Origin of the sequence: Rhodococcus sp. 24CO (assembly GCF_050586165.1) — a bacterium.
GTDB lineage: Bacteria > Actinomycetota > Actinomycetes > Mycobacteriales > Mycobacteriaceae > Rhodococcus_F.
Window position 1 is genome coordinate 123,217 of the sequence record NZ_JAZFNF010000006.1, and the last position, 26,462, is coordinate 149,678.

The window sequence follows — 26,462 nt, forward strand, 5'->3', positions numbered from 1 at the left end:
CTGCCAACTCTGCGTGATTGATGGCACGACCTAGCCAAACTGCTAAGAACGCGCCAACTGTGATCCATCCGACCACAACTTCGGTAATCCACCACATGCTCGCAAGCATGACATGGGTAGGACAGAAGCAACGGTATTTGATCACATGACATCAGAGAGGAAAGTCCCCGATGATCACGTGAACATCTGTCCGAGGTGCACACATTCTCGATTCAGTGTCACACTTGCTCGATTAGAGGTGCGGCTCAGAACGTCTACTACTGTCGCGGTGGCTGCTCCAAGAGGTTGAAGATCGTTGCATCTGGCCCACTTCTGATCGGGTATGTCGATAAAGCGGAAGTTGCTCGCGTCACCAATGCGGCTTCAACCTGTCAGCTACGGGCGCCGGATTTATGTCGGCGACCGGGGGCGTCAACCATCGCTGGGGCAACTTCGCTAATGCCGCCTGATTTCCCTTGGTGCTTCTCGGTCAATCCCAGGCCGAGAAGCACCATTGCGAAGTAGGTGATCGGAAGCATGTCGATTGACGAGATGGTGAGCCCCATTCCGATGACAACCATTACGGACACAACGCCTAGGCGGGCTTGGTCCGATGTGCGGTCGATGCGACGAACAGCGGCAGCAACGAGTCCAGCAATGAGAAGTAGTCCGATGAGGCCACCCTCGACAGCGAACTTGAGGAGCATGTTGTGCGGGGTCACGTGGACGCCCGTGCGGAATGCTTCGCCCATCGTGTCGCCGGCAGATCCCGCACCCCACCCGTAGAAGATTGAGTCATTGAAGAGCATGAATGCTTCTTCCCATTGCGGGATGCGGTCGAGGAATCGGTTATCTGTGGAGAAGTCGCTGATGGAACCCACCGTGCCGAGTACTGCATCGTCGCCGCTCCATACGAGTGTGACGTACCCGACGAGTGCGATCATGCCGGCCCAGGCGAATCGCCTTGTGACTACCTTCAAGTGCGGTGCCATGAGCAGAGCAACGAGGATCATCAGTCCCAGCGTGACGTAAGCACTGCGGACGTAGGTGAAGTACATGCAAACTATGCCGAGAGTGCCCACGATGATCGCGGTTCGGCGGTGCAGGTTCCAACGAACAATCGCCCAACCGACTAACAGTAGACCGGCGGCCGCTGCGTGGAACGGTCCCGCGTAGATCCCCTGCAGTCGGTCCTGGCCCTCATAGACAGCGGTGTAGCGTCCAGCAGCTCGGAGGATCGAAGACGAGAGTGCAGGGAAGAAGAAGTTTGATGCGATGGAGACCGCGACGGCGGCAGCCGTAAAACGGATGATGAGAATTTCCAGCTTCGGAATCCACTTAGGGCGCATCGCACAGCCGAGTGCGAGACCAGCGAAAGCCAGCACAGTCTTACGGAAACCCAGCAGCGCAGTGTTGAAGTCGGGGACGTTCGGATGGAACATCAACAGCGCCCAGAATCCGATCACTGCGGCTGCCCAACCAACGACGGCACCGCCACGGCGCAACGCTTTGGGAGTGGCGATCCATTCAGCGAATGCGCCGACGAGCGCGAGGATCTGGATGATCAAGCCGAAGTTTGTGCCGATAAGCGAGCCGAAGGTGAACGCCCCGACGAAGAGAACGATGCGACGAGGGAGTTCGTCCGCTTTGCGTGGCAGGGTGAACCACACAAGTAGTGCAGCGGCGGCGATCATCAATATCGCGCCGCGTGTACTGCTCAGCAGCTCAAGTGTTTCCTTACCCATGAGGGCTCCTATTTCTGGCAGTCAGAGCCAACTACATGATTGAGTGTTCTTTGTCCGTGACCGCACGCTCCACCGAGCAGAAGCACATGCCGTCTTCGCGGTACCCCTGATTCGGCGGGAACATGATGAGGCAGCCCTCTGCTGGCTGGTCATACTTACACTGATACTCACCATCGACGGGGATTCCGTACACCGCATTGGCCGAGTCGCCCACCAGGCGTTCGAATGCAGCGCCTGTCCGTTTCCACATTCTCAGAATCATCTCATGCGGTCCGGTTTGTTCGCGCAGTACGCAGCCGAGACTAAGGTCTCCGGTCTCAGTGACCATCCGCCCAGAATTGCACAGCATGCCCCGGGTATTGAGGATCGGGCTTCCACTCAACCAGGAATTTACTTGCGCCGACACCTACCACTCCGACGAAGCCCGAGCCGCCACCTACCAAGATGGGGCCCGTAAATACAATCACCACCGACACCACACAGGCATCGACGGAAATCACCCATCTAACGCGTCACTGTGAACGCCTCCCTTGGAGAACAGCCAGTTCAGCACGGTGATAGTTCCACGCCTGCCATTGTTCCGCTGCGATTCGGTGTTACGGTTCATACAAACGAACGCGGGTATCCAGGCGAAATGACATCTGATTGCACGTTTTGAAACTGGCCGGATACGCGATCGGCACGGAAAAGTCGAGACAAGTCCAGATCGATACTGCGCGACGAATCTAGACGAATCTATCGGAGCCGCGGTTTGCCGGCTGAGAACTCCTCACCAACTATGGGTCCGTACGTGAGTCATGTGATCTCAACCGGCAGCGAAATAGTGCCCAAACCAATAGGCCCGGCCATGCGACCTTGATCGTAGACAACTCCCCAGATGGCGACAAACACGCTGAAGATGCACAGGGCGATGTCCAGCCGCGTCTTCAGCCGATCTACAGGATTACACGTCTAACGCCGCGCTTACCCCTGTGTCTCTGATGTTTTACATTGACAGATCGTTTCATACGCCACTTCTTTGATCCGCGAGGCATAGGCCTTTGATCCCGACTAAGGCCATTCTGCCCGTTCGAGCTCGGCCCCAACGACTTTGGTCGTAGAGAAGTCCGCAAGCAACCGCCCCTGCGGCAAGCATGCACAATCCGCTCACAAGCAGCGATCCCAACCGGTCAGTGGGATCGGTGCACAAGAACATTCGTCTAGATCGAGTGCTTTTCGTCACCCAGGAATCGTGTCACTCCGACGGACTCACGGGGTGACGCAAAGGGCTTGAAACCCCACGACCAACCGCTCCAAAACTACTCACTTTGTACCGCGCACTGCTCCACAAACGCGCGACGCGTTCTGACTCCATGATCGTCAAAATCGAACCGGACGGGGCAGCCTGGCAACTGCAGCTTTCCCCGATACAGCACCATTCATGCCGCGAGGCATGAGCCCCGCCGCAATGTCTCCGGGCTCGCATTTTGTAACTATCCGAATGCGCAGTTGGCATGGAAAAGTTGCCGAACGGTCGCGCAACCGACAATGTCACACAAGCAATCGCAGCAGCCACTGGTGCACGAACCCACACTCAGGCAATATGTCCGTTATGAGCGGTTTCTCTCGATGGGTCGAGCGTCAACTAGAACTTCGCCCAGACCAAGACATCTCCGATGCTGCGCGTGCGCTACAGATCCGACCGTCCGAGTTGAAACGCTGGCTCGGGTCGAAGCGTCCGCCCACTCAGGAGACGATGCGTTTGGCTAGTCGTGTCTTCAATGCCCCCATCCGGGAGATCCTGATCGCTGCGGAGTACTTGACAGTCGAGGAGGCCTCACCCGACGGACTTCCGACATCGGAGCTCAGCACACAGGAACTGTTGGCAGCGCTCTCCCGACGCGAAGACTCCACACTAAAAATACTTAGCCGAACGGCCGACACTGCAAGTAATGACTGGTGAGATAACTCGAAACGGGTGTCGATCCTGCGAACACTTGCGCCGGTCCACCATCTATCGCCATCCTCGTGACCGAATCACCCGCCCGCAACCACACGGGCTTACCAACTGAGATTCCATTTGGTGATCGCCCGCCTGGACCTCCACCCTTCTCCACACTCGCGCACTACGTCCACCAGACACACGGACCAAAGTCCTACCCACCACGCTGAAAATTCCTACGCCGCAAGGATATCGATCAACAAAATCCTGCGATCAACAAAATTCGAGATCCTCGACTACATGCTCGGCATACCGCGCAACGGTCATCCCCCGGGCTTGTGCCCGGACAGCCAAAGTCTTCATGGCAGAGCCGATGTCGACCTGATCGAGTTCGGCAATCACTCCAGCGGCCTGCTCTACCACGGTACTGGAGGCCAAAATATGTTGTGCTGCAAGGGTTGCCGCTTCAGACCGTCCGTCGACGTCGGACGCCGACAGTGCAATTGCAGCCAGATCAGCCGGCGATTGGGCGGATGCGTTATCCCCGGGGGCGAGAATTCCACGGATCGGTCGTGAACACAGCAAGTGCACCGAGAGGCCGCTCGGCAAGCCTCAGCGGAAATACGCGGCAGGCACCGACCCTGCCAACGCGCTCAGCACCACCGGGTTACGGTGCACTAGATCACGGTGCGGTTCAAAGCTCTCCTCGACGGATTCACCCACGATCTCGACACGGATCGAATCCGTGGCCCGCAACTCTTGAAACCCCCAAGCGGATTCCTCAATCGCTGCCGCCTCCCCGTCCGAGAGTCGGAGTCGGCGATGAACGACGCCACCTGCCACCTCCCAAATCGACTGCAGTAACACTTGCCGAACAATCACCCGTCGGTTCGCTCAGTCCTTACTCCAGATCTTCGAAAGCTCGGTACGTGACCGCGACCTGGCGATAGTGCCGGCCGCCTATCTGAGCAATGCTCTCGAAGTTGCAGCTCATGATGACAAGCGCGGCCGAGCCGCTAGAGCTCTGCGCGACGCAATCGGGGCGCGAGTCGACATCGAACGTGCGGTGGCGTCGTTATGAACCAAAACGATTGTGACGCTTCGGTTGCATTTCGTGAATTAGAAACCCGATCCGCCACAAATTCGGACAATATACTGATGTAGTCCGTCAGACACTCGCGTCCATCGATGACGGGCCGGCCTGAGTAACCAGTTGAGCGGGGTAGGCATGAAGGAGCGCTCTGAAGACAGCGTCCTCGACAGAGCACTGGGCGAGGACATTGATCCAGGCGAGCTCATCGAGAAACTCGACGCGCTCGTCACCGCATTGTCCGATGTCGCCGCACGCGTAGGTCCAGGCAACGCAACCGACGCCCTTTTGAAGCAGGTATGCGTACGCACTGTGGAGACTATTTCCGGAGCCGACATGGCCGGGGTGACTCTTCTCTCCGAATCCGGGGTCCCCAGGACCGCAGCGAGCACTAACAAAGCCGTCCTGGATGTCGACTTCGAACAGTACGTATCCGGGGAAGGCCCATGTCTCGAGGCCGCGCGGACGCGATCGGTCGTGCGCGCTACCGTCGCGGATTCCGAACTGCGATGGCCGACCTTCACAGCAAATCTTCGCGGAGCGGGAGTACAGAGTTTCCTGTCCGCCCCCATCTGGATCTACGACCGGCACGCTGGAGCACTCAACATCTACAGCCGTGGCGCCCACGGATTCAGCGAAGTAGACGCGTTGATCCTGCGTGTGTACACAACCTCGATCGAGGGTTTACTACGCGTGTCGAGGGAAATCGAGTTCGCGAAACACGAAATCGCGGGTCTCAACACAGCGATGAAGTCCCGGGCAACCATAGAACAGGCCAAAGGAATCCTGATGGCAATACACGGGTTCGGTTCCGAAGCGGCGTTCGACGTCCTGGTCAAGGAGTCGCAACGAAAGCAGCAGAAGCTGCATGTCATTGCCGAAGAGATAGTGAAGCGCGCCAAAGCGTCAGAGTAATTTTGGGCAAAACAAACCAAGGGTACGACGTACGTCACTTTTCGCAACCATCGGTTTATAACGAATTACACCGGGGTATGTCTCTGTCTGTGGAGCGAAGTAACTATAACCTCGCTTACCCGATTTCAGACCCTACGACACGACCCAGGAGCATAGCCAGTGACAACCTTGCCGACTGATCTGCACGCGGGATCGACAATCCCTACACTCGCCTGTATTCGAGTGCGCGCCGCAGCCGACCAACTCAGCACCCTACGTGGAATGACCTGCAACATCGCCTACAACCACGGTTTCGACGTCGACGGCGTCGCCGACCTCGAACTGGCCATCGACGAAACAGCGAGCATGCTGATTGCGCTGGCAGCACCAGGTACCGACATCACCTGCACTTTCACAGCCCCGGAGAACGCACTCCGCATCGCCGTGTCGGCAACCTCGACCGCGGGGCAGCCCGCCGGCAAAAGCTCGTTCAGCTGGTTTGTGCTCGAGTCGCTTACAGACAGCGTCGAACTCGACGTTGTGCGCCAAGGCGCAATTGCGTACATAGGGACCGACGACGCTTCCCGGCGTGATGCAAATAACGCCGCTACCGTGACGGTAACCCTGCAAAAGAACCTTCTTCGCCGCCCCGAGTAACACGTATCGGATGGATTCTCCACCCGGCTGCCGGCCTTCGATGACACGCCGAGCGTAAAAAAATTCGCAACAACTCCCATGACGCGCAAGCCCCTCAGACACAACTCCACAGCAGGTCAGAGTCACTATTAGGTGAATCGCACTCGTGAGTCGATGTCCTGATTGTCGATACTCGTCAAGGTTTTGTGGAAGTTATCGAAGACAGAAAAAGAAGTGCATGGCAGGATCAAGGGTGAGACCGAACTCTCGATGGGAGGGCTCGGCTCGATGGATCCAGGAGAATTTGGTTATGGCTCAGGGCAGTGTCAAGTGGTTCAACGGTGAAAAGGGCTTCGGATTCATCGAGCAGGAAGGTGGCGGACCGGATGTGTTCGTTCACTACTCGGAGATCCAGGGCAGCGGCTACAAGTCCCTCGACGAGGGCCAGAAGGTCGAGTTCGAGATCGGACAGGGCCAGAAGGGCCCCCAGGCTCAGAACGTTCGCGCCATCTGAGTTCGATCCCCGTCTGACTTCAGACTGAAAAGGCTGGACGCCCGCACAAGCTGCAGGCATCCAGCCTTTTCTCATGTGTTCTCCCCCTGCTCTTGTTGTTGCTGCTCATTTTGTTGCGCGAATGATCACCAGTTGCTCAGTATCCTGATCGGCCGTGATCAGCCCGCGCGATTCCAGCATCATCCGGCGCCCAGTCATCACCGGGCCGAACGGAACCGACGCACGCGCCGACACTTCGACCTGCATCCCGAATTCCTCCAGGATCGCCTCAGTTTTGCCGACTCCACAGAGCGCGGACTGGAGCAACAGCAGCGTCCCGCCCGGAACCAGATGATCGGGTGCACTCGCCGCGATCCGGTCGAGCACGCCGCGTCCGTCTTTCCCCGCGTCCCAGGCACGCGCAATGCCCGCCGTCGGCAACGCGTCGTCCAGTGCAGGGACGTACGGCGGATTCGAGATGATCAGATCGAACAACTCGCTGCCCACCGCATCCGTCAGGTCACCGCGGCGTGCGTCGACGCGTTTTCTGTTGACCACGGCATTGAGCCAGGTGTTGACCTGTGCACGACGAGAGATATCAACCGCTACTACGTGCCCCGCACCGGCGCGCCTCGCTGCAATGGACAGAGCGCCGGTTCCGCAGCACAGATCCAGCACTCTGCTGCCGGCCGTCAACGGCTCGAACAGCAGAGCGTCGCTCAGCAGGGATGTGTCGTGCTGCGGTGGGTACACGCCTGGCAAGCGCACGATCATGATCGACTCCTCAGTGGCATGGTCAGCGCGGTATCTTTCAATCCCTCGCTGAAGTCGGCTACCCGACGAGGCACATGTTCACACCATCCACGCCGCGCCAGGCGCGATGGTTTACCCACTTCCTCGTCTCTTCAAACTCGATCGAGACATGTTTCACACAAACATCTTTCGCCTCGTGCGCGGACCGTGGGAAGGGCCGGTAAATCTGCGGCCATATGGTTTCCTTGAAAGTCCGCGCCGGAAGAAACACGGCGTGACACATGGGTGAGGAAAGGATCGTCGCTATGACCATCGACCAGGTTCTTGTAGTCGTCCCCGCCCACAATGAAGCCGTCGACCTACCGCACTGCATCGACGCACTGCTCGAAGCCACGCGTCGGATCGATGTTCCCGTTCGGATCGTCGCGGTCTTGGACAGCTGCTCCGACGGATCGAGCGAAGTGATCCCGAGCGGCATCGACGTCATTCGAGCACAGCACCACAATGTCGGGAAATCTCGTGCCACCGGATTCTCGACGTTCGGCACCGACAGTCTCAGTGCGTCCGCGTCGACGTGGTTTGCCACTACGGACGCGGATTCTGTTGTCGGCCCGACATGGCTTGCGCGGCAACTCGAGTACGCGCGCGGCGCGGACGTTGTTGCCGGAACTGTTCGCATCGCCGACTGGGATGATCAGCCGTCGTCCGTCCAGCAGCTCTACGAGCAGAGGTACCACGCGCATCCCGCCGGTCGACACGGGCACATCCACGGCGCAAACCTCGGCATCCGAGCCGACAGGTATTGGAGCGTGGGGGGATTTTCCCATCTCGAAGAAGGTGAGGACGTCGATCTGGTTCGTCGTCTCAGCGAAGACGGTGCCAGGATCGCGTGGGCACAGGACATTGCAGTCACAACCTCGGCTCGCACGGACGGACGCACACCCGGTGGTTTTGCCGGACACCTACGAGAACTCGGCAGCGAGACAGTGGATGTGGCGCGATGACACGACTACAAACCCTTCTGAAAGAAACCGACCTCTACCTGCCCCTGCCGGGCAGCGGCGCAACGGCAGCGCGATGGAATGCCCTCGCCGAACTCGCTCGCGACAATGTCGTGCTCGGCCGCCTGGCAGAGGCGCACACCGACGCGGTTGCGATACTGGCGGAGCTGGACGGACCGGAACCCGAACCTGGGCAACTGTGGGGCGTGTGGGCTGCTGAACCACCGCAGCCGGTGGTGAATGCCTCGGAGCACGTGGGCATCTGGACGCTGACCGGGCGTAAGTTGTGGTGCTCGGGAGCAAGTATCTGCACGCACGCTCTGGTCACCGCACTGATCGACGGCACACCCTCGCTGTTTGCCGTCGAACTCGGGTTACCCGGCGTGCATCCGGTCCCCGGCTCGTGGAAGGCCGTCGGCATGGCCGAAAGCGATTCCAGTGCAGTCGACTTCGATGCCGTCCCCGCGATTCCCGTCGGCAACATCGGCGACTACCTGACCCGGCCGGGATTCTGGCACGGGGCAATCGGGGTGGCCGCATGTTGGTACGGCGCCGCGTGTGGTGTCGCTGACGCGTTGAGGAACAAGGCAGCGCATTCCGAAGACCCTTACATCCTGGCGCATTTCGGGGCAGTTGATGCCGCGTTGACAGCTGCTCGCTACGCCCTCGACGCCGCCGCAGCCGAAATCGACGACGATCCGCTCGACAAGAACGGAAAGGCACAACAGCGAGCGCTGGCAGCTCGATCGATCGTGGAACGGGCAGCTACCGAGACCCTCGATCGAGTCGGGCGAGCTCTGGGAGCAGCACCCCTCTGTCTTGACGGCGACCATGCGGCGCGCGTTGCCGATCTCACCGTCTACCTTCGGCAAAGCCACGCCGAGAAGGATCTGGCTCAGCTCGGTCGCCTGGCGGCACAAGGATCGTCGACGTGGTGAACTCGAAACTGTTCGCGCAGAAACCCGTCGACGACGGCGGCACACCGGAATCCGTCTGGCAGCAGTGGCAGCGCCCCTTCCCCGAGCTCGATCTTTCAGCGTGTACACGTTTGGTCGTCGTGGCACCACATCCGGATGACGAGATTCTGGGCCTCGGCGGAACAGCGCTGATGGCGACGCGTTCGGGCATCGACGTTCAGATCGTCTCCGTCACGGACGGCGGCGCTTCACACCCCGGTTCTCCCACCCTCACGAGAACCGAGCTCGAAGAGCGTCGACGGGTCGAGTCCGTCCGAGCGGCACAGGAACTCGGTATCCCCGCCCCGATCCGGTTGATGCTGCCTGACGGAGACATCCGCACGCACAGCAGTGAGCTTGCCGAGAGACTCGGCGAGATTCTCGCCGAAGCCCCGGACGGAACCTGGTGCGCTTCGACATGGCGCGGCGACGGTCATCCCGACCACGAGGCAACCGGAGCCGCGGCAGCGCAGGCGTGTGCCGACACCGGTGCTCGCCTGATCGAATACCCCGTCTGGACGTGGCACTGGGCAACCCCGGAACACCCGAGCGTTCCGTGGGATCGCCTGCACACCATCACGTTGCCCGCCGATGTGCGTCAAGCAAAAACCTCTGCGGTGCAACAGTTCACCACCCAGATTTTGCCGCTCTCCGATCATCCCGCCGATCAACCGATACTCCCGCCCCACGCCCTGGCCCGGCTGCTGCGCACCTATGAGACCGTGTTCGTATGAGTGATCCGCGACTTCCTCCCGACTATTTCGACAAGATGTACGCAGCTCAGTCGGATCCGTGGGACTTCGAAACACGCTGGTACGAAAAGAGAAAATACGCTCTCACCACCGCAATGCTGCCCAAGCCCCGATACCGCTCGGCCTTCGAACCCGGATGTTCCATCGGGGTCCTCACCCAAATGTTGGCGGAGCGTTGCGATGCGGTGATCGCCACCGACATCGTGCCGTCAGCGCTCGAGACGGCTCGTCGACGACTCGCCGGGTACAACGTCGAGTTCAGGGAATGGGCCCTGGGCGACGACGCCTGGCCGGACGCCACCTTCGACCTCATTGTGCTCAGCGAGATCGGCTACTACCTCAGCGTCGAGAAGCTCACCGAAGCGATGGGTCGTACCGTCGAACACCTCGGACCCGGTGGCACGCTTGTGTGTGCCCATTGGCGTCACATCGTGCCCGAATACCCGCAGGCCGGCGACGGCGTTCACGCGGTAGTGCGGCAGACTCCCGGCCTGGCCCAGCTGGCGGCCTATCAGGACGAAGACGTCGTGATCGACGTACTGGTCAAGGACTCGCGGCAACCGCCGTCTGTGGCCAGGGCCGAGGGCCTCGTCTGACGCCGGAGCTTTCAGCCAACTTTCTGCGGCACCGAAACCTCGCTGCCGGCCGCATTGCGGGCCAGGGCAATGGTGGCCGCGATCATGGCAACAACGGCCAGAACAAGAACCGCGGCCACCGTGCGGTCCGCGTCGAGGTACTCACCGAGAACCACAAACCCGAGCAGCGACGCGATCACCGGCTCCATGATCGTTGTCGCCGGCAACGACGCTTGCAGATCACCCGCTTGAAAAGCCGACTGCTGCACCGAGGTTGCCACCGCTGCAACCGCGACAAGGGCATAGAACTCGAAGGATGTCAGGACGGCTGACGGTCCGAGCGTCAGCAAGTGCACAACACCTTTGGTGAGCACTGCAGCAACTCCGAACAGTGAGCCGCCCGCAATTCCGAGGAGCAATGCCCTCGCCGATCCCGTGCGCCGATGTGCTCCGAAAAGACACAGCGCGACGAACGGCAGCCCGATCAGCGTGATCATGACCCAATGCTGCGTTTCCGCTCGCGGTTGCCCCGGCCGCGGGTCACCGACGATGATCAGCACCGCCACCGACGTGGTAAGCGCTGCCGCCCACAACCACTCCCGTGCGCTGATCGTGCGCCCACTGAATCTCGCCCCGAGTGGGAGCGCAAACAGCAGGGACAACACCAGAAGCGGCTGTACCAGCAGCAGCGATCCCACTCCGAGCGCGGCAGCTTGAAGTGCGTAGCCCACCATCCCGACGATCGTGCCCAGCCACCAGATCGGGCTGTGCACGAGCGTCGTGATCGGCCCGAGTGCGCCGATGGAATCATCCGGGACCACTGCTGCCGTGCGTTGTCGAACTACCGTGCCGATCGCGATACAGACCGCTGCACCGATGGCAAACAACACTGCGAGAAAGGTGTGTGACACCTCGTCAGCCTCGCACAGGATCAGTACTTCTTGCTCGGCGCCAGATCGGATTCGAGCGCAAGATCGGTATCGGCCTGCAGTTCACCGACCTCGGACTTGAGAATCCGCATCGACCGCCCCAGCCCGCGGGCCGCGTCCGGCAGCTTCTTGGAACCGAACAACACGAGCAGTACTACCGCGACGATGGCCCAGTGGGTCGGGCTGAGCGCGCCCATCAGGCGGGTTCCTTACCCTCGGGGTACACCGCGTCGACCTCGACCTCGACCAGCCAGCCGGCAACCGGCAGTCCGGCAACTTCGAGCGCGAAGCGAGTGGGGCGAGCGCTGTTTCGTTCGATCGGCGCGATGGGTGCCGCAGTTCCCATCGGAACCAACTCCGTCTCACCGGAGTCGAGGTTCGTGTTGGCAAAGAACTGACGGTAGGCGCGGTTCCAGCCGGTGTAGTCGGCCTTGTCCGATCCGGGAGCGTTGTCGAGGAAGACGCGCATCGTGACCACGTCTTCGAGTGTCAGTCCCTGGGCTTCGAGATTGTCGCGAATCTTCTTGAGCACGTTGATGCCCTGTGCTTCGGTGACTGTCACACCGGCCGGCAGTACGCCACCGGAGAACTGTGAGTCGATGTACGACTCCGGCGATCCTTCGGGCGCGGCTTTGTTTCCGGCCGACGGTCCGATGCCACTGGTCTTGTAGACCGCTGTGTCGGCGCCGATGGCCACACCCTGCGCGATCATCGGATTGGCCTGTCCGGCTTCGAGAACCGACCTCGAGATGAAGGAGCTTGGGGCGGTTTCCGCCTCGGCGGTATCAGACGAGCACGCGGTGGCAGTGCCGAGAAGCACGGACGCGGCAAACGCTGCGGCAACAACTTTGGTGGTGCGAGATTTCATGGTGACTCCTCGAAAGTGGTGGTAAGTACTTGTTTGTTATGCGCCCTGCGCGACGCGCTGGTGCAGGTGAGTGACAACGTCCTGCGCCGACGTGAAAGCGCCGTGCTGCCAAGCAATTGCGTTGGAGAGGTGATCACCGGCGAAGTAGATGCGGTCGACGGGCTCGAGCAGTTTTGTGTATTCGGGAGTTGCCATGCCGCCGTGCGAATCTCCCGCTCCGGCCCACGATGCCCAGGCCGACTCCGAGTACTTGGTACGACGCCAGCTGCCCGAGAAGGACGAGGAGATATCGCGGGTGTACTTCTCGCCGTGGATCTCCGAGCCTTCGGCGATGGCCTTGGCGAGACGCTGCTTGTGCGTCAGGGATTCGAAAGCCTGCTGACGCTTACCCGAACTGTAGTACGCGACAACAATTCCGCGGTCGGAGTTGTAGTGGTCGTAGGGGAACATGATCTGCGAGATGTCGCGGTCTGTGTTGGATGCGCCGCCGTAGATGCGGTCTTCGGTCTCCCACCAACGACGCGAGTACTCGATGCCGAGCTTGCCGGACGACGACGGCTTTGCTGCGTCCAGAGCGAGGAGGATGTCGGAGGGCAGGTTGTTGTTCAGGCGCTTGATCAGGTGCGGCGGAATGGTGCAGATGGCGTAGTCGGCGGTGATCGACTTGGCCTTGCCGTCCACGACGTAGTCGACGGTGACTCCCTCGGGAACGTTCTTCATTCCGCTGACTTCGGCACCGAACTCGATGTTCTCCATACCGATCTTGTCCTGGAACTTGTAGTAGATCCGGTCCATACCGCCGACGGGGGTCATCATGGTCATGGCCTGGTCGTAGCCGAACTCGAAGGAGAACGCGCGTCCGATACCGCCCTGGATGACATCGCTCATCCCGAAGGGTTCGATCTCGGTGCCGAAGTTCAAACCGGCACCCGGTTCGACGGAGTGTCCGCGGCGCGACGATCCCACGTAGCGTCCGTCGCTGCCCAGATCGCCGAAGTCCTTGAGGAATGACGACAGCGCTTCCTTGTCTTCCTTCGTGAGAACCTCGTCGAGAGCGCCTTGGTTGGTGGCCTTCTGCAGCAGCTCGGACATGTAACCGTAGGTGTCAGCCTTGGCGGCGCGGTACGTGATCGACTGATTGGCAAGGGGCTTGCTGCCGGTGTAGTTCACGAGCGTGTTGGCATTCTGATTGCCGAACATCTGAAGCTCGACGCCCAACTCGCGGCAGTAGTCGATGGTGTTGTGATTCTGTGGGATTCGAGTGGCGCCCAGGTTGTAGAAGTGGCCCTCGGAGAATGTGCAGGTCTGGGTCTCGCCGTTGAGGTCCGTCTCCTCCGTCCCGTTACGAATCGACCACACTCGTCCACCCGGTCGAGTGCGGGCTTCGAGGACGGTGACCTTGTATCCCGCCTTCTGCAGCTCGTACGCCGAGCACAGACCGGCCGGGCCACCGCCCAGGATGACAACTGAATGACTGCCCTTGACCTGTCCGATCAGGTCACCCGCTGCCGGCGCCTGAAAACGTCGCGGTGACGCCGATGCTGCCGGTGCCAAACCGATGGACCCCATCGCTCCCAGTGCCAGGCCCGCGCCGCCGGTGATACCCAGACTGCGCATGAAAGATCTACGTGTGTACGACATTCAAGCTCCCAAGTGTGCGCCCGGCGACCCGGGTTGTTGGTGTGGAAACAACAATGGCGCGGCGATGGGTCGAGAACTTGTCGCGCAGGAAACAGTCCGTGGGAATCGAGTGAGAATCTGCCGCCGCACCGACACGCGCTCTCTCAGCCGGATGCGATCAGGGGACTCACGTAGGAAACTTCTCCGTTACAGAAGTGCATTAGCGTCCCGCGCATGTCCGCACTCACCGAGGCCATCGCGCGATCGTTCACCACGCGCGAGAAGCAACCACCCGCGCGCTCACCGCTGCGCGCACTCGGGCGCCGACAACTCTCGGGCGCCGAAGTACTGGCGCAATCGGTGGCAACCACAGCACCGGCTGTCTCGATGGTTGTGCTGCCGGTCACCATGCTGACACACGGTCACCTTCTGAGCGGGATGATCACGATCATCATCGCGACCGTGCTGGTCACCTCGATCGCGTTCTGCATCTCCCAATTCACCAGACGGATGGCAGCATCGGGCGGACTCCATAGTTTTGCCTTTCGCGGACTCGGCACCCGGGCCGCCATCACCACCGGCATAGCCATACTCGTCAAATATGTCGGCAGCGCGGTGATGACCCTCTATCACGGTGGGCTGGCGGTCATTACGCTGCTCGGATTTGCCGGCATACGCGTGCACGGCACATTTCAGCTGATCGCCCTGTACACCGTGCTCGCCGCACTGATCCTTGCGTGTCTGCTCCGGAGCGTCAGATTTGCAGCACTCGCAATTCTCGTGGCCGAAAGCTGTTCCCTGCTCTTCATAGTCGCGCTCATGCTCATCGGCGGAGATCAACATGCACAGATCATTCCATCCACTTCGGGCCACGGACTACTGATCACGGCACTCGCCGCACTCTTTGCGCTCGCCGGCTTCGAGAGCGCCGCCTTCTTCGGCCCCGAAGCCCGCCGCCCACTGGTAACCGTGACGCGCACAGTCCTTTTCACTCCGATCATCTGCGGCGGCCTCTTCATCTTTGCCGGCTGGGCAGCCTGGACCGGACGCAGCGACACCCTCGTCAACGCCTATCTGCACGGAACTTCGACCGGTGTCAGCCCAGCCGTGGTAATCGCGCTCAACATCGGAATGGGCTGCTCGTGGCTGGCGTCGTCGATGGCGTCGTCGAATGCCGCGTCGCGGCTGCTCTACTCATTTGGTGTGGAGCGCCTCCTCCCCCGCGCTTTTGCGCACGTGCACAGCGCCTTCCGCACCCCTAGCGTCACGTTGAGCGTTGTTGTTGCCGCCGTACTGTTCGGCGGTGGCACCTTCGCCGTGATCGGACGAGGTGTGTTCTTCGAAGATCTGCGCCTCACGGTGCGGGCAGCTGTAATTGTTGCCTACGCATTGGTCGCGATCAGTTCCGTCGTATTCCTCACGCGCATCGGCGAAGACACACCCCGCGTACTCGCCGCAGCGTCCTGTGGCAGCGGTGCGGGCGCAGTTGTCCTCGGATACCTGGTGTACGCGAACATCGTTGATCACACGTACATCGCACCGATTGCCGTGCTGGTGATACTCAGTTCGGGCACACTGTGGCAGTTCTATCTGCGTCGTCGCAGCCCTCAAAGCCTCCTGCACATCGGTGCCTTCGACCAGCCTGAAACCGAGGACGTACTCCCCGGCGCCGGAGTTTTCGGCCCCGATGCCGCCGGCAATATCGTGCTGGTAGGCGAATCCGCTGCCGGTCCGCGCTGATGGTCGGTCGACCCCGAGATCTCGGTGGACATGAACCGCGAGCAGTCCAGCGTGCATTGGCGCTGCTCGAATCCGCGGCGCAACTCGGTTCCGGCGCCACCGCCAAAGACATTGCGGCGCTGGCCGGCATTCCTCCCGCAACCGCCTACCGATTGCTCAACATCCTTGTCGCCGACGGCTACCTGGTCCGGATCGCGGATCTCTCCGGATTTGCACTCGGCCGACGCACCCGCGAATTAGCCGGAGCCGCTGCCGAACCCACACCCGTGGACAACTCCGTACTGCTCGAAGAACTGCGCGAACAAGTGCGCTACGGCGTGTATCTCGCGTCGTACGACAAGGGAAAGGTCCGGCTGATCGACCGCGACCCCGATCACGAACTCAGTGGTGAGCGCACCCTCGTGAGCGCGCTGCATGCCTCCGCCATCGGAAAACTGTTGTTATCTTCGCGGCCTGAACTCACGGCCTCGCCGCTCAAGAAGATCACCGCACACACCATCACCGACGCCGACCACCTCGAACTCGAGCTTTCCCGCATCAGACGCGGTGAGCCGGCGCGGGAGGTCGACGAGATTCGCATCGGCCGCTCAGCGCTCGCCGTGCCGATCAGCGACGGCCAGAACGGTGTTGTCGGCTCGCTGGCCGCTATCGGCCCAACCGGCAGATTGTCTACCGAGGACACCGGACTCGAGGCATTGCTCCGGGACTACGCCGGCCGGATGGTCTCTCCATCGTTGTGCCGAGCTAGCTGACTCTCACAGCCCGAAGATCCGTTTCACGAAACCGAGGTGTTCGTCGGCCCACCCGATGAGTCCGAGCGTCTGATCCAGATTCTGGGGCGGTGTGCGCACCAGCGTGTCCCGTCTGACGAGGCGATCAAAATCGACTGCCGGGGAATCGAACTGCACACCGGCGCCGGCCATGATGTTCATCAACTCTTGGGCCAGAACCCCGTAGGCCACAGTGGTCGGATGCACCCCGTCCAGCGAGAACAAGCCACCCGACGCTCGGCCACCCAAACCGTCCGCGGCGAGGAATCGTGAATCCGGCACCGGAACAAGATCAGTCAAGGCCTTGGGCAGTGGGTAGGGCGTCCACCACGACGGCCTCGCGTTGACGTCGTCGACATACCGTCTGGAAGCGACGCGCTCGAGTAGCCCCGCGACGTCAAAGAGGTGCCAGTCCTTGCCCACCCGGCGCGCACTCGCCACCGCCCGCTCGATTCCCGTGTTGTACAGGTCGATCGCCGTATCAACACTCCAGGCCTGCGCTCCCGTGATGTGCTGATCGCGTCGTGGATCGAAGTCTGCGTCGCGCACCCACGGCCGGGCATAATACGGAAAATACCGTGACCCGGTCTCGACTTTGCCGCCCAGTCCTCGCGCGATCGGGGCGATCGTCACGTGAGGCACCGTGCACAAGATGACATGCTGCGCGTTGATCTTCCGGATAGCGGCAAGCACTTCGGCGTACTCGCGGGCAAAGTGATCCGGCTGCCACACTGTGTAGTCTCGTTTGCCGTCCAGGTCGCGGAACTTGTTGCCACTCCACTGCACTCGCAGGTCGGTCACAGTCCGCAGCGCGTTGTTCGCCCCGAGAAACACAACCAAGGTTTCGATGCAGTCCTTGCCCAGTTCGGCTGCCGCGTCGAACACCGTCATCTTCTTCTCGGCATCGGATCCTCGCGGCAGCACTCGCAATGCCGTCCGCTCGCCGTTGTTCTCGACAATCTGGCTGAGCAGATCATCGTTTGGTTGATGTAGTGCCGCTTCACAACTCGCAGCGGTTTTGGTCAGAGCGTCGCGCAAATCCCACCCGTACACGGACAGGTTGTGATTGATCGCCGAGAACGTCGGTGCGACGCTACCCGGGCCACGCTCCCAGTAGTCCTCGACCTGATCCATGAATCCGCGTGCCGCGAACAATGCCAGCGGAATCTCCCACACGTCAGTCGACGTCCCGAAGCGCTCTTCCAGTGTGCGCAGCAACAATTCGATGTTCAGCGGTAGCCCACCCGGGCCGCCGTAACGAGGGAAGCGGAAGCTGTCGAACCAGCCGAGTTGCCACGCGATGATCGACGGATACGACAGGTCGGTGTTGAAGACAGCCCCACTCTGAAACCCTTGTGAGAGAGAATCTCCGATCACCACCAAGCGGTGGCCGACCGGCCCGGCGGCCGGAACTACAGAAATACCGAGCGTGGAATCAAATTTCGGAACACGCGGACCTGCCGCCGCTGCCTCGACCACGTCGGCCGGAGTATCGGAAGGCAGTTCCATGGCCGATCACTTCTCGATCTCGGGATCGGTTTCCGTTTCGATCGACCTGGCCAGCTCGGCAGACCAATCCTGAACGCGGAATTCGGAATCAGCGCGGTCGCGTCGGGCGATGGCTTTACCCCAAATAATGGCGATAGGTACGGCGCAGGCCACCCAAAGGATCAGTCCGCCGACGACAATCCACCACATAACCTGCAATTATGCCCGAATTGGGGGAGATTCCCCATAGCTGACGTCTATCTGCCTGCTATCGCCGTCCGAAACGATTCCCGCGCCTGCGATTACCCGCCACAAACCATCCCCGTGCCGCAATACCGAACGCCACGAATGAGAACAGATCCGACACAGTGAGGCCGTTCTCCGGAGTCAGTGACCACAACACCTGCCCTTCGAGGGGGCCGTTGAGCAGCAACCACATCAGCGCGGCAAACGCGGTGGCAATCGCGCTGATTCGCGAAGGCTTGACCAAACACACCGTGCTCGTCACAAACAGCAGGTTCATGAAAACCATGCCGTAGAACAACGCGGTCATACGTGCGGTCTTCCGTCAGCCCCGGTTGAAGTTCAGGTACGCCTTCGACGGCGTCGGACCGCGCTGGCCCTGATACTTGGAACCGGCCTCGGAACTTCCGTACGGGAACTCTGCAGCGCTCGACAGCTTGAGCAGGCAGAGCTGACCGATCTTCATTCCCGGCCACAGAGTGATCGGAAGATTCGCGACGTTCGACAGTTCCAACGTGATGTGACCGCTGAATCCCGGATCGATGAAACCAGCAGTCGAGTGCGTCAGCAGACCCAGACGACCCAAGCTCGACTTACCTTCCAAGCGGCCGGCAAGGTCATTGGGCAGCGAGCACACTTCGAGCGTCGAACCGAGGACAAACTCACCGGGGTGCAGCACAAACGGCTCCCCCTCCGCGGGCTCCACCAGGCTCGTCAGCTCGTCCTGGCGCTGTGCCGGATCAATGTGCGTGTATCGCGTGTTGTTGAAAACCCGAAACAAACCGTCCAGGCGCACGTCGACGCTCGACGGTTGGACCATCGAATCATCGAACGGGTCGATGCCCAGGCGTCCAACAGCAATTTCGGCACGGATGTCACGATCGGAGAGCAGCACACGTAGAGGCTACCGGTTCATCACTTCAGCGCAGACCAATCACCAGGCAGATCACGCAATGCTGTGACGAACAGCTCGGGTTCTTGTGTCGCGAGAAATCGAGTGTGAGCACTAGTTGCCTGGCGGGGCTTCCACACATCGGAATTGGCGTCTGATAACCTTCGGAAAGCACGTTGATCGGGGGCGAAAACCCCTCCGACCGGCTGCGACGCCGATGTAGTTCAATGGTAGAACATCAGCTTCCCAAGCTGAATACGCGGGTTCGATTCCCGTCATCGGCTCCATCCACGCATCCATCAATCCATCCAGAACGTTCTGCCGACCATCATCGCAGTCGGCCCCCGACTTCGTGTCCTTCGTAAGCAACGCGAGACCACCCTCGCTGACCTCTCCGTAGCCACGGGGATCTCCGAGAGCACGTTGTCTCGGCTGGAGTCGGGGCAGCGTCGACCGACCCTCGAGCAATTACTCGCTCTGGCGAGGACGTACCGGATGCAGGTCGACGAACTGATCGGCGGCCCGTTGACAGGTGATCCGCGGGTTCATCTGCAGCCTGTGACCCGGTACGGGATGACATGGTTGCCACTCACTCGCCGCGCCGGAGGAGTACAGGCACACAAGCTCATCATTCCGGCGGCACGGTTCGGGGATACGCCGATCCCTTCCTCACACGAAGGGTACGAATGGCTGTACATACTCAACGGACGGGTCCGACTCGTTCTCGGAGACCAAGATCTGGTCCTCACCCCGGGTGAGGCAGCCGAATTCGATACCCATGTCCCGCACTGGTTTTCTACCGCAGATGACGCATCTGCCGAGCTGATCATTCTATTCGGCCGGCAAGGTGAGCGTGCACATCTTCGTGCCCGGTCAGAGTAATGACGACTATGCCAGGCGCCGCTGACCTTACCGGCTGAGCGAGCCTGCCGTGGGTCGGTTTCGCCCATCAACACCGCTCCCCAGGTAACGACGAACTCCGCTTCGGCATCTGTCGCGCACTCAGTGATCGGCAGATCCGTTGCGTTGCCATCAATTTCGTCCTACACGCAATGCGCTTGACGTTTAGTGTCGACGGTGATCGGCGACATGGGCGTAAGTGCTCAGACCCTCGTGCGCGAATTACGGCTCAGCTCACCGTGTTCGAGCCTCCGGATCGATCACCCCGACCCAACCGGAGGGCCACTCATTCCGCGCGTTCGTCCCCGACAGTTCGAATGCGCACGATCCGCCGGCTGAATGTTCACGCATAAGGTCGGCGGACCACCGCACCTGACGGATCAGGCCGGGGCACAAAGCGCGATTCTAGGTGGGCTAATCGCGGTACCGGTCGATCATTCCGGTAAGCCACTCGGCGCCTGCCGAGTTGGCACTGTGAACGTGAATCTCCCGCGGCCAAATTCTGTTTTCGCGCATCCATCGAATAACCGGACGCGTGGTGTCCATACCGCCCAGGCCGTAACCGAGGGAGAGTCGTTCCACCATGCCGAAACAGAGTGCGTCGATAGCCCCCGAGCTCGTCTGTGCCCAGGCCCACCCAAAGGGTGGCGTCCATAAGTTGTCGACCCAGAGGTTCATTCTGTAGTCCTTTCGATTCCTCCACCCGGTTCTCTGTGAGCAACTACGGGTGGCTACAGAATTTCACTGAGGCCTTTCACCTCATCGCCATTCCAAGGGGGCGATTCAAGAGTGGAACACGTTCTACATTTGTCCATGTCTTCCACGATCGCTCAGGACACTGGCGAAATCCAGCACCTGAGTCTGGCGAGTCGCAAGAACCTGTAGTCCCGAAGTCTGCGAGATCTACGTCCTCGAAGCGGAGGATGTTCGTGCTGTTGCGCCAGTGAGCCCGTCCCTCCCCCAACGCACATATGCGGAAAATTCAGATGCCGCTGGGGATGTTCTTACCGGAAAAATGGGTGTACGCCTGGTTCACTGCGACGTCGACAGCCTCCTGGGTCTCGCTCGGAAACTTGACCGACAACCGACCCTTGATCAGGCCGATCTGACGTTTTTCTTCTGCGGGAGTCATCTTCGTAATCCTGCTCCGAATGCTTCCAGTTCGCCACCGCTGCAACGCATTGCGGACAAACCGAAGCGCAAAGCGGATGACCGGAAAGCGGCGAGCATCTTGAAGATGTCGGATCGAAAAAGTGTATCGATGACTACCACATGGGGAATCCAGCCAGTCCGAAGACGATGGGCCGTAGTCCGTTCCGATGATTTCCACAGAATGCTGACAGGAACCTGGGGTGCCTACTCCACGACAAAAGCCGCCTAACCTGAGTAATCCCGGCCGTGTTTCGGATTCGATCCCGTTGGTTGCATAGCTCCAATCTCCGCTCGAGGTTGGAGGTTTCGTGACTACTGGTATGTAAGTGGCGGGTGAGTGTCGGCCGCATTAGGTTCATCGCCGACGTCGTCGACGTCGTCGAGGGTGCCAGGCCCCGCCGGTTGCGACTCCCGTCCCGGCCGGCGGGGCTTGCTTCACTATTATCTTGTCGCTGAGACGGGCACAAGCCCCAGCCTTCTCGTAAGGTTCGAGGTTTTTGCAGATCTGAGACGCATCAGGGCAGGGCATTGGTTATCTACACCCCAAGCTCCCGCAACAATTCATCGGACTTCTTCCCGACGCGATTGCCGCAATGGTCCTGCCTTCGTTTGTTCTCACGAAAAAACCACTGGATTCCACGGAAGGAATGACACGACAAGGGGCGCAGCTCTGAAAGACCATTCCGGAGCTATTCTTTGCGCGTTCCATTTAGCGTGGACCAGTTAGCACCCGGCGCGGCCAGCACGTCGCCATCACGGCCCGCATCTGTACGACCGGACATCCGCCACACCGCGGCCAGGAGTACACCGCTCCACAATTACGGCGCTGCCGACGAGGATGTCACCCGCGTCAACATTCGTATACCAGGCAAGCAATCGAATGGCCTTGGGAACGCTTTACGAGGCGGCGTCTTCCCTCGACGGTCAGCGGAACATTACGGTAGTCGCAAGGCTGGTTCTTCGGTCCGACAACGGTTACGTAGCGCTTCCGTTCTTGCACCGAGGGCCAGCCAACGTACTCCAGACCAGCGGACCACAATTGCGGTACTACGACATGTTGCCACCGATTCACCAGGAAAGAGATATGACACCACCGAGTCCGACAGACGCAACAAGTTCCGATAACGCAAGCGACGACGGCGCGGGTCAACGCGAGCAGACGATCGCGGATTCTGCCGAACGCGCCACTCGCGACCCGTTCGCTGCGATCAACGAGGTGTATACGGATCCCGCGCTTGTCGCCGTCTTCGAAGGGTTGCGTGCCGCTGTCAGAGGCGAGCAGCCGCATGTGTGGTCGGCGCTCAACGACAGCGCTCGGTTGCGTGCTGTCTACGACACCGGACTACTCGAGCCCGGACCACATCCCGAAGTCGATCAGATCGTCGGACTGACCATCGACGCCGTCGGGATCCCGAACGCTGCATTGAACATGATCACCGACGTCGAGCAAGTCAACGCCGCGATCGCCTCCCGCTCCGGCGACATCGGAGACCAACGGACCCATTCCCTCCCCGACTCGCTCTGCGTATACACAGTCGTGAGTGGCTCTCCACTCGTAATCGACGACATCGCCGACCACCCGGTACTCAGGGATCATTCTGCGGCCACGAGCGGCGTAGTGGGCGCTTACATCGGTATACCGATCATCGACAACGCAGGTCACCCCGTAGGGACGCTGTGCGCGTGGGACACCCAACCGCATCATTGGTCGAGTGGTGAGGTCCAGATCATGACCGACCTTGCCGACGTCGTCCAAAACGTAATCTTCGACAAATAAAAGACAGTTGCCGCGCATCTTTCGATTGCTGACTGTGACGCCGAGTCGCATTCAAACCATGCGCGAGTTGCTACGGCAAATATCGTTAGCCCCCCTATAGAATGCGATTAATGGTGGATGTACGAATTGTCTGATTAATTCAGGATTGTCGTGGATGGAGTGGGAATTGCCGCAATTGTTGGAGGCCGAGACTTCGACCGTCCCCGGAGGCACCCCACCTACTTCTTCGAATTCGCATAAAACATTCGGGCAGCTCATTCGGACCGATCCGCTGAGCACCATCGTCAGTGTTTCCATCGATGTGTTGTCGGCGACAATCGCGGTGGCACTCGCATGGTGGTGGGCGCTCACATCAGTTTTGCTTCATCCACCCCTGTGGTGCTTCGCGCTCTTTATTCCCCTGGTGGTAACCGTCATGGGCGCGCGGTCGTTGTATCGCCGCTCGCTCAACCGCCGATTCCTCGACGAGTTCTACGGGGTCCTGTCCTCCGGCTCGATCGCGGCAATGCTGTTGCTGTGCGCGCTGGTCCTGTTCGGGATCACAGATCGCCCCGGTGCAGCCGTGACCAAGCTGTGGGTGTGCGCAAGCATCCTGATTCCGTTGGGCCGTCTGGTTCGCGTGGTGGTCCAACGACGCCTGCAACGGAACTCCCATCTCGTGTCCCCCACGTTGGTCATCGGATCCGGACAGCTCACCCAGCACGTGATTGCTCGGATGATCGGGGCTCCTGAACACGGCATGAACCCGGTCGGAGTGCTGTCGGACGAATCCCCCATACGCACTGACCAGGGGACGGAGGCCGACCAGGTGCCGTACCTGGGCGCTGTCGATCGCCTGGAGTCCGTCATTGTCGAAACCCAGGCCGAACGCCTGGTCATCGCATTCACGAAAGTTCACGGTGAGCTGCTGACCGGAGCGGTCCGCATCGCCCACCGCCACGGACTTCGGGTATGGGTGGTGCCACGCATGTATGAGGTGATCGGCTCGAAGAGCCTCATCGACCACATCGGCGGTATGCCCTTGTTGTCGGTGCCTCACACCAATCCCCGAGGCTGGCAGTTCCGGGTCAAACACATCAGCGACCGAATCGTCGCCGGCTGCATCCTTCTCGCGCTGTCCCCCCTCTTCCTCACTCTCATGCTCTTGGTGCGCTTGAGTTCACCGGGACCGATATTCTTCGCTCAGGAGCGAGTGGGGCGTAACGGCCAGGTCTTCGGCTGCCTCAAATTTCGTTCGATGCGGCTACCCGATCCCGACCACGTGACGTTTGTTCCGAAAGTCGGTAGCGCACCGGGCGGCGTCGAGGGAACCGATCGACGGACCCGGATCGGAAAACTTATGCGGTCGACGTCGATGGACGAACTCCCCCAGCTGCTCAATGTCCTCCGTGGTGACATGAGTCTGGTCGGCCCTCGGCCCGAACGCCCGGAGTTCGTAACCCTGTTCGAGGCGCAGATCCGCCGCTACGGCGAGCGACACCGAGTCAAGGCGGGCGTCACGGGTTGGGCTCAGGTCAACGGCTTACGCGGACAGACGTCCATCGCCGACCGCGCCGAATGGGACAACTACTACATCGAGAACTGGTCTCTGTGGCTGGACATCAAGATCTTGATGCTGACCGTGCTGGCAGTTTTCAAACAGGCCGAATGACGGGCGGCGCAGTCTTCATGCCTTCTCGGACGCGAGTCTGTTCGCTCGCTTCCCGCCGAGGAAGACCGAGTTGTATTCCGGCGCCAACCTCGCGGCTGCCACGTGATAGGGCACGAACATGAGCACCTCGGTGATGACAAACGAAAGAAATACCGCAGTGCTGGAATGGAAAGTGAACAAGAAAGTCAGTCCGAGCACCACGTAGAGCGCGGTGTTCGCGGCCCTGAGCCAGAACACCATTTTTGTGCGGCCCGCCCGTCGTAGCGCGGCAAAGGGGATGGTTGTCACCAGCATGCACAGCTTCCACACACAGGCAACTGCCAGAGCGACATACAGTGAGCTGTTCCAGGCGGGGCCGAAAATCAGGCTCCACACACCCAGATAGGCACTAGCGAAGATCACCACTGTTCCGACCACAATGATCATCGCAACGTTGGCAACCTCGCCTTTGTGTCCATGGGCGAGTTGGCGTACTCGGCCGTAGGCGAGAATCGGTTCGAGAATCCCTGAAATGGTTGACACAACCCGGAATCCGACAGCAGCTGACGGTCCGAGAATGACCAGGATGAAAGAAGCCAATGCCGGCTGGACCATTCCGACTGTCGCAGTTTCACCGGTGACCCACGCAGCCTTGGTCAGGTCAGGCGGGAAACCCAGATCTCGGCGAGCGGGCAGCGGCCAACATCTGATGAGAATGGCCAAGAGAGCACCCGCTGCAAGAACCCTGACACAGTTGGAGTTGTCGTACACGGCAAGGACCAATGCGCTCAAGCAACCTGCCATAAGGATCGAAGCGGCAACCGATTCCAGCTTCCATCTACCGCGCACCACGCCGATCGTCCGGGCCATCAGCAAGCCCGACGACAGGCCCAGAACTCCGATCAGTGTGATGGGCGTTGGCGGAACCGCGGGACTCACGATGAGGAGGGTTCCGGATACCAAACTCATCAATGCTATCCACCAGGGCATCGATACTTTGTGATCCGCTTCCGGGGTGGCAAGGCGCGACTCGACGACGAATGCTGACAGCAGCTGCGCCACGTAGGTTCCGATGGCCAGCGAAACCGCAAGGCGGCCTTGTTGTTCGATGGGTGCGACACGCGCGAATACTGCGATAAAAATTGCTGGGAATGCGTTAAGCGCCAGGCCCGCGACGATTTGCACCAGTGGCTCAACGCGCTTCACGTCTAGCACTGACCGAACACGCGTCACTCCCTGGCCTCGGAAGACGCGGTCCACATCATCGATTCTTCGAAATTGATGGCGATAACTGCTCCGTAACGCGGCAACCGAACGTTAATCACGTTGGCACCCAATTTGATCAAGTTAATTCGAGGTGGCCAGTGCCCATCCGCACTTCTGTCACTTAATGCACACTCCACCTGTAGTAGTGTATGCCACGGATTGGCTGCAGTGCTCGCTGAGATCGAGCCACTTTTATGATGGAGGGAGCTCATCGATGTGTAGTTCGAGATCCTTTCCCCCTCATCGAAGTTTCATTCCTGCGCTGCCGCAGAATGATTGCGCAATGACGCGCCAAGACAAACATGCATTTTGATGTCCTGCCGAAAGCGGCCGGCGAGGATTCGCCACAAAGCATTACAGCGACATGGTGGCTCGCACCGGCCGTCATAATC

29 protein-coding genes and 1 tRNA gene are annotated in these 26,462 nt (G+C 60.2%); 14 read left to right on the forward strand and 16 right to left on the reverse strand.

The genetic code is table 11. The annotated features are described in order from the left end of the window. Positions 1-371: 371 nt before the first annotated feature. Both V2B23_RS15885 and V2B23_RS15890 read right to left on the reverse strand, forming a co-directional pair. Positions 372-1,724 (reverse strand): O-antigen ligase family protein, encoded by a 1,353-nt coding sequence (locus V2B23_RS15885; protein ID WP_430951236.1) that lies wholly within the window; start codon positions 1,722-1,724, stop codon positions 372-374. A gap of 31 nt (positions 1,725-1,755) precedes the next feature. Further along, positions 1,756-2,052 carry a hypothetical protein gene (locus V2B23_RS15890; RefSeq protein ID WP_430951237.1) on the reverse strand — a complete coding sequence of 99 codons (297 nt, stop codon included), beginning with the start codon at positions 2,050-2,052 and terminating at the stop codon, positions 1,756-1,758. A 1,263-nt stretch (positions 2,053-3,315) separates the two neighbouring features. Here V2B23_RS15890 and V2B23_RS15895 point away from each other — a divergent pair. Then, positions 3,316-3,666, forward strand: a complete 351-nt coding sequence (locus V2B23_RS15895; RefSeq protein WP_430951238.1) for a helix-turn-helix domain-containing protein — start codon at positions 3,316-3,318, stop codon at positions 3,664-3,666. Between the two features lie 252 nt (positions 3,667-3,918). Here V2B23_RS15895 and V2B23_RS15900 read toward each other — a convergent pair whose 3' ends face one another. Next, positions 3,919-4,254 (reverse strand): hypothetical protein, encoded by a 336-nt coding sequence (locus tag V2B23_RS15900; protein WP_430951239.1) that lies wholly within the window; start codon positions 4,252-4,254, stop codon positions 3,919-3,921. A 3-nt stretch (positions 4,255-4,257) separates the two neighbouring features. Continuing rightward, on the reverse strand, positions 4,258-4,512 hold the full coding sequence (locus V2B23_RS15905; RefSeq protein ID WP_430951240.1) for a hypothetical protein: 255 nt from the start codon (positions 4,510-4,512) through the stop codon (positions 4,258-4,260). A gap of 361 nt (positions 4,513-4,873) precedes the next feature. Between V2B23_RS15905 and V2B23_RS15910 the strand changes: the two genes are divergently transcribed. The 3 genes from V2B23_RS15910 to V2B23_RS15920 all read left to right on the forward strand — a co-directional run bounded on the left by V2B23_RS15910 (position 4,874) and on the right by V2B23_RS15920 (position 6,779). Next, complete coding sequence (locus V2B23_RS15910) at positions 4,874-5,650, forward strand: ANTAR domain-containing protein (RefSeq protein WP_430951241.1); 777 nt, start codon at positions 4,874-4,876, stop codon at positions 5,648-5,650. A 261-nt stretch (positions 5,651-5,911) separates the two neighbouring features. Beyond that, entirely contained in the window at positions 5,912-6,286 is a 375-nt protein-coding gene (locus V2B23_RS15915) for an ATP-binding protein (RefSeq protein WP_430951242.1), read from the forward strand. 289 nt (positions 6,287-6,575) lie between these two features. After that, entirely contained in the window at positions 6,576-6,779 is a 204-nt protein-coding gene (locus tag V2B23_RS15920; RefSeq protein WP_003943666.1) for a cold-shock protein, read from the forward strand. A 105-nt stretch (positions 6,780-6,884) separates the two neighbouring features. On the opposite strand, the gene V2B23_RS15925 is transcribed toward V2B23_RS15920, so the two are convergent. Beyond that, a complete protein-coding gene (locus V2B23_RS15925) occupies positions 6,885-7,532 on the reverse strand; it encodes a HemK2/MTQ2 family protein methyltransferase (RefSeq protein ID WP_430951243.1) in 648 nt (215 codons plus the stop codon). A 284-nt stretch (positions 7,533-7,816) separates the two neighbouring features. Between V2B23_RS15925 and V2B23_RS15930 the strand changes: the two genes are divergently transcribed. The 4 genes from V2B23_RS15930 to V2B23_RS15945 are packed head-to-tail and all read left to right on the forward strand — an operon-like array spanning position 7,817 to position 10,816. Then, positions 7,817-8,515 (forward strand): glycosyltransferase, encoded by a 699-nt coding sequence (locus tag V2B23_RS15930; protein ID WP_430951244.1) that lies wholly within the window; start codon positions 7,817-7,819, stop codon positions 8,513-8,515. Further along, positions 8,512-9,450, forward strand: a complete 939-nt coding sequence (locus V2B23_RS15935) for an acyl-CoA dehydrogenase (protein ID WP_430951245.1) — start codon at positions 8,512-8,514, stop codon at positions 9,448-9,450. Before V2B23_RS15930 ends, V2B23_RS15935 begins: the two co-directional genes overlap by 4 nt. Next, the gene (locus V2B23_RS15940; RefSeq protein WP_430951246.1) at positions 9,444-10,202 is read left to right on the forward strand and encodes a PIG-L deacetylase family protein; all 759 of its coding nucleotides are present in this window, start codon (positions 9,444-9,446) and stop codon (positions 10,200-10,202) included. The genes V2B23_RS15935 and V2B23_RS15940 overlap by 7 nt, the downstream gene beginning before the upstream one ends. Next, positions 10,199-10,816 carry a class I SAM-dependent methyltransferase gene (locus V2B23_RS15945; RefSeq protein WP_430951247.1) on the forward strand — a complete coding sequence of 206 codons (618 nt, stop codon included), beginning with the start codon at positions 10,199-10,201 and terminating at the stop codon, positions 10,814-10,816. Before V2B23_RS15940 ends, V2B23_RS15945 begins: the two co-directional genes overlap by 4 nt. Before the next feature lie 11 nt (positions 10,817-10,827). Here V2B23_RS15945 and V2B23_RS15950 read toward each other — a convergent pair whose 3' ends face one another. Genes V2B23_RS15950 through V2B23_RS15965 form a run of 4 tightly spaced genes read right to left on the reverse strand, consistent with a single transcriptional unit; the run spans position 10,828 to position 14,209 of the window. Beyond that, positions 10,828-11,706, reverse strand: a complete 879-nt coding sequence (locus tag V2B23_RS15950) for a DMT family transporter (RefSeq protein ID WP_430951248.1) — start codon at positions 11,704-11,706, stop codon at positions 10,828-10,830. Between the two features lie 20 nt (positions 11,707-11,726). Then, positions 11,727-11,921 carry a Sec-independent protein translocase subunit TatA gene (gene tatA, locus V2B23_RS15955; protein WP_430951249.1) on the reverse strand — a complete coding sequence of 65 codons (195 nt, stop codon included), beginning with the start codon at positions 11,919-11,921 and terminating at the stop codon, positions 11,727-11,729. Next, positions 11,921-12,592, reverse strand: a complete 672-nt coding sequence (locus tag V2B23_RS15960) for a Rid family hydrolase (RefSeq protein WP_430951250.1) — start codon at positions 12,590-12,592, stop codon at positions 11,921-11,923. Before V2B23_RS15960 ends, tatA begins: the two co-directional genes overlap by 1 nt. Positions 12,593-12,628: 36 nt before the next feature. After that, a complete protein-coding gene (locus V2B23_RS15965; RefSeq protein WP_430951560.1) occupies positions 12,629-14,209 on the reverse strand; it encodes a flavin monoamine oxidase family protein in 1,581 nt (526 codons plus the stop codon). Positions 14,210-14,446: 237 nt separating this feature from the next. Here V2B23_RS15965 and V2B23_RS15970 point away from each other — a divergent pair, with 237 nt between their 5' ends. Continuing rightward, on the forward strand, positions 14,447-15,952 hold the full coding sequence (locus tag V2B23_RS15970) for an APC family permease (protein WP_430951251.1): 1,506 nt from the start codon (positions 14,447-14,449) through the stop codon (positions 15,950-15,952). Then, positions 15,952-16,704 carry an IclR family transcriptional regulator gene (locus V2B23_RS15975; protein ID WP_430951252.1) on the forward strand — a complete coding sequence of 251 codons (753 nt, stop codon included), beginning with the start codon at positions 15,952-15,954 and terminating at the stop codon, positions 16,702-16,704. The genes V2B23_RS15970 and V2B23_RS15975 overlap by 1 nt, the downstream gene beginning before the upstream one ends. A 3-nt stretch (positions 16,705-16,707) precedes the next feature. Here the strand turns inward: V2B23_RS15975 and V2B23_RS15980 are convergent, their stop codons facing one another. From V2B23_RS15980 to dcd, 4 genes are read right to left on the reverse strand one after another with little or no spacing between them, the layout of a single operon-like run. Further along, complete coding sequence (locus tag V2B23_RS15980) at positions 16,708-18,231, reverse strand: hypothetical protein (RefSeq protein WP_430951253.1); 1,524 nt, start codon at positions 18,229-18,231, stop codon at positions 16,708-16,710. A gap of 6 nt (positions 18,232-18,237) precedes the next feature. Next, a complete protein-coding gene (locus V2B23_RS15985; RefSeq protein ID WP_430951254.1) occupies positions 18,238-18,420 on the reverse strand; it encodes a hypothetical protein in 183 nt (60 codons plus the stop codon). Between the two features lie 58 nt (positions 18,421-18,478). After that, on the reverse strand, positions 18,479-18,763 hold the full coding sequence (locus V2B23_RS15990) for a hypothetical protein (RefSeq protein ID WP_095886885.1): 285 nt from the start codon (positions 18,761-18,763) through the stop codon (positions 18,479-18,481). A 15-nt stretch (positions 18,764-18,778) separates the two neighbouring features. After that, positions 18,779-19,348: a dCTP deaminase gene (dcd, locus tag V2B23_RS15995; RefSeq protein WP_033235759.1), complete on the reverse strand. Its 570-nt coding sequence runs from the start codon at positions 19,346-19,348 to the stop codon at positions 18,779-18,781. A gap of 210 nt (positions 19,349-19,558) precedes the next feature. Between dcd and V2B23_RS16000 the strand changes: the two genes are divergently transcribed. Both V2B23_RS16000 and V2B23_RS16005 read left to right on the forward strand, forming a co-directional pair. Then, a tRNA-Gly gene (locus tag V2B23_RS16000) sits at positions 19,559-19,632 on the forward strand. Positions 19,633-19,651: 19 nt separating this feature from the next. Beyond that, positions 19,652-20,227, forward strand: a complete 576-nt coding sequence (locus V2B23_RS16005) for a helix-turn-helix domain-containing protein (RefSeq protein ID WP_430951561.1) — start codon at positions 19,652-19,654, stop codon at positions 20,225-20,227. A 432-nt stretch (positions 20,228-20,659) separates the two neighbouring features. Here the strand turns inward: V2B23_RS16005 and V2B23_RS16010 are convergent, their stop codons facing one another. Next, positions 20,660-20,923 (reverse strand): cyclic-phosphate processing receiver domain-containing protein, encoded by a 264-nt coding sequence (locus V2B23_RS16010; RefSeq protein ID WP_430951255.1) that lies wholly within the window; start codon positions 20,921-20,923, stop codon positions 20,660-20,662. Between the two features lie 304 nt (positions 20,924-21,227). Next, positions 21,228-21,377 carry a hypothetical protein gene (locus tag V2B23_RS16015; protein ID WP_430951256.1) on the reverse strand — a complete coding sequence of 50 codons (150 nt, stop codon included), beginning with the start codon at positions 21,375-21,377 and terminating at the stop codon, positions 21,228-21,230. Between the two features lie 1,104 nt (positions 21,378-22,481). On the opposite strand from V2B23_RS16015, the gene V2B23_RS16020 reads away from it, so the two are divergent. Together V2B23_RS16020 and V2B23_RS16025 are read left to right on the forward strand one after the other, a co-directional pair. Then, complete coding sequence (locus V2B23_RS16020; RefSeq protein ID WP_430951257.1) at positions 22,482-23,174, forward strand: GAF domain-containing protein; 693 nt, start codon at positions 22,482-22,484, stop codon at positions 23,172-23,174. Between the two features lie 154 nt (positions 23,175-23,328). Beyond that, positions 23,329-24,825 (forward strand): sugar transferase, encoded by a 1,497-nt coding sequence (locus V2B23_RS16025; protein ID WP_430951258.1) that lies wholly within the window; start codon positions 23,329-23,331, stop codon positions 24,823-24,825. 15 nt (positions 24,826-24,840) lie between these two features. On the opposite strand, the gene V2B23_RS16030 is transcribed toward V2B23_RS16025, so the two are convergent. Beyond that, positions 24,841-26,010, reverse strand: coding sequence for a hypothetical protein (locus V2B23_RS16030; RefSeq protein WP_430951259.1), 1,170 nt, complete (start codon positions 26,008-26,010; stop codon positions 24,841-24,843). Between the last annotated feature and the right edge of the window lie 452 nt (positions 26,011-26,462).

Bases quoted from the DNA above. Each gene is read 5' to 3' on its own strand.
- V2B23_RS15910 (WP_430951241.1), top strand. From the start codon at position 4,874: ATGAAGGAGCGCTCTGAAGACAGCGTCCTCGACAGAGCACTGGGCGAG.
- V2B23_RS16010 (WP_430951255.1), bottom strand. From the start codon at position 20,923: ATGAACCTCTGGGTCGACAACTTATGGACGCCACCCTTTGGGTGGGCC.
- V2B23_RS15920 (WP_003943666.1), top strand. From the start codon at position 6,576: ATGGCTCAGGGCAGTGTCAAGTGGTTCAACGGTGAAAAGGGCTTCGGA.
- V2B23_RS15985 (WP_430951254.1), bottom strand. From the start codon at position 18,420: ATGTGGTGGATTGTCGTCGGCGGACTGATCCTTTGGGTGGCCTGCGCC.
- V2B23_RS15925 (WP_430951243.1), bottom strand. From the start codon at position 7,532: ATGATCGTGCGCTTGCCAGGCGTGTACCCACCGCAGCACGACACATCC.
- V2B23_RS15935 (WP_430951245.1), top strand. From the start codon at position 8,512: ATGACACGACTACAAACCCTTCTGAAAGAAACCGACCTCTACCTGCCC.
- V2B23_RS16025 (WP_430951258.1), top strand. From the start codon at position 23,329: ATGGAGTGGGAATTGCCGCAATTGTTGGAGGCCGAGACTTCGACCGTC.
- V2B23_RS15990 (WP_095886885.1), bottom strand. From the start codon at position 18,763: ATGACCGCGTTGTTCTACGGCATGGTTTTCATGAACCTGCTGTTTGTG.
- V2B23_RS15970 (WP_430951251.1), top strand. From the start codon at position 14,447: ATGTCCGCACTCACCGAGGCCATCGCGCGATCGTTCACCACGCGCGAG.
- V2B23_RS15980 (WP_430951253.1), bottom strand. From the start codon at position 18,231: ATGGAACTGCCTTCCGATACTCCGGCCGACGTGGTCGAGGCAGCGGCG.
- V2B23_RS15975 (WP_430951252.1), top strand. From the start codon at position 15,952: ATGGTCGGTCGACCCCGAGATCTCGGTGGACATGAACCGCGAGCAGTC.
- V2B23_RS15885 (WP_430951236.1), bottom strand. From the start codon at position 1,724: ATGGGTAAGGAAACACTTGAGCTGCTGAGCAGTACACGCGGCGCGATA.
- V2B23_RS15890 (WP_430951237.1), bottom strand. From the start codon at position 2,052: ATGGTCACTGAGACCGGAGACCTTAGTCTCGGCTGCGTACTGCGCGAA.
- V2B23_RS15945 (WP_430951247.1), top strand. From the start codon at position 10,199: ATGAGTGATCCGCGACTTCCTCCCGACTATTTCGACAAGATGTACGCA.
- V2B23_RS15930 (WP_430951244.1), top strand. From the start codon at position 7,817: ATGACCATCGACCAGGTTCTTGTAGTCGTCCCCGCCCACAATGAAGCC.
- V2B23_RS15915 (WP_430951242.1), top strand. From the start codon at position 5,912: ATGACCTGCAACATCGCCTACAACCACGGTTTCGACGTCGACGGCGTC.
- V2B23_RS15895 (WP_430951238.1), top strand. From the start codon at position 3,316: ATGAGCGGTTTCTCTCGATGGGTCGAGCGTCAACTAGAACTTCGCCCA.
- V2B23_RS16020 (WP_430951257.1), top strand. From the start codon at position 22,482: ATGACACCACCGAGTCCGACAGACGCAACAAGTTCCGATAACGCAAGC.
- V2B23_RS15965 (WP_430951560.1), bottom strand. From the start codon at position 14,209: ATGCGCAGTCTGGGTATCACCGGCGGCGCGGGCCTGGCACTGGGAGCG.
- V2B23_RS15960 (WP_430951250.1), bottom strand. From the start codon at position 12,592: ATGAAATCTCGCACCACCAAAGTTGTTGCCGCAGCGTTTGCCGCGTCC.
- tatA (WP_430951249.1), bottom strand. From the start codon at position 11,921: ATGGGCGCGCTCAGCCCGACCCACTGGGCCATCGTCGCGGTAGTACTG.
- V2B23_RS16015 (WP_430951256.1), bottom strand. From the start codon at position 21,377: ATGACTCCCGCAGAAGAAAAACGTCAGATCGGCCTGATCAAGGGTCGG.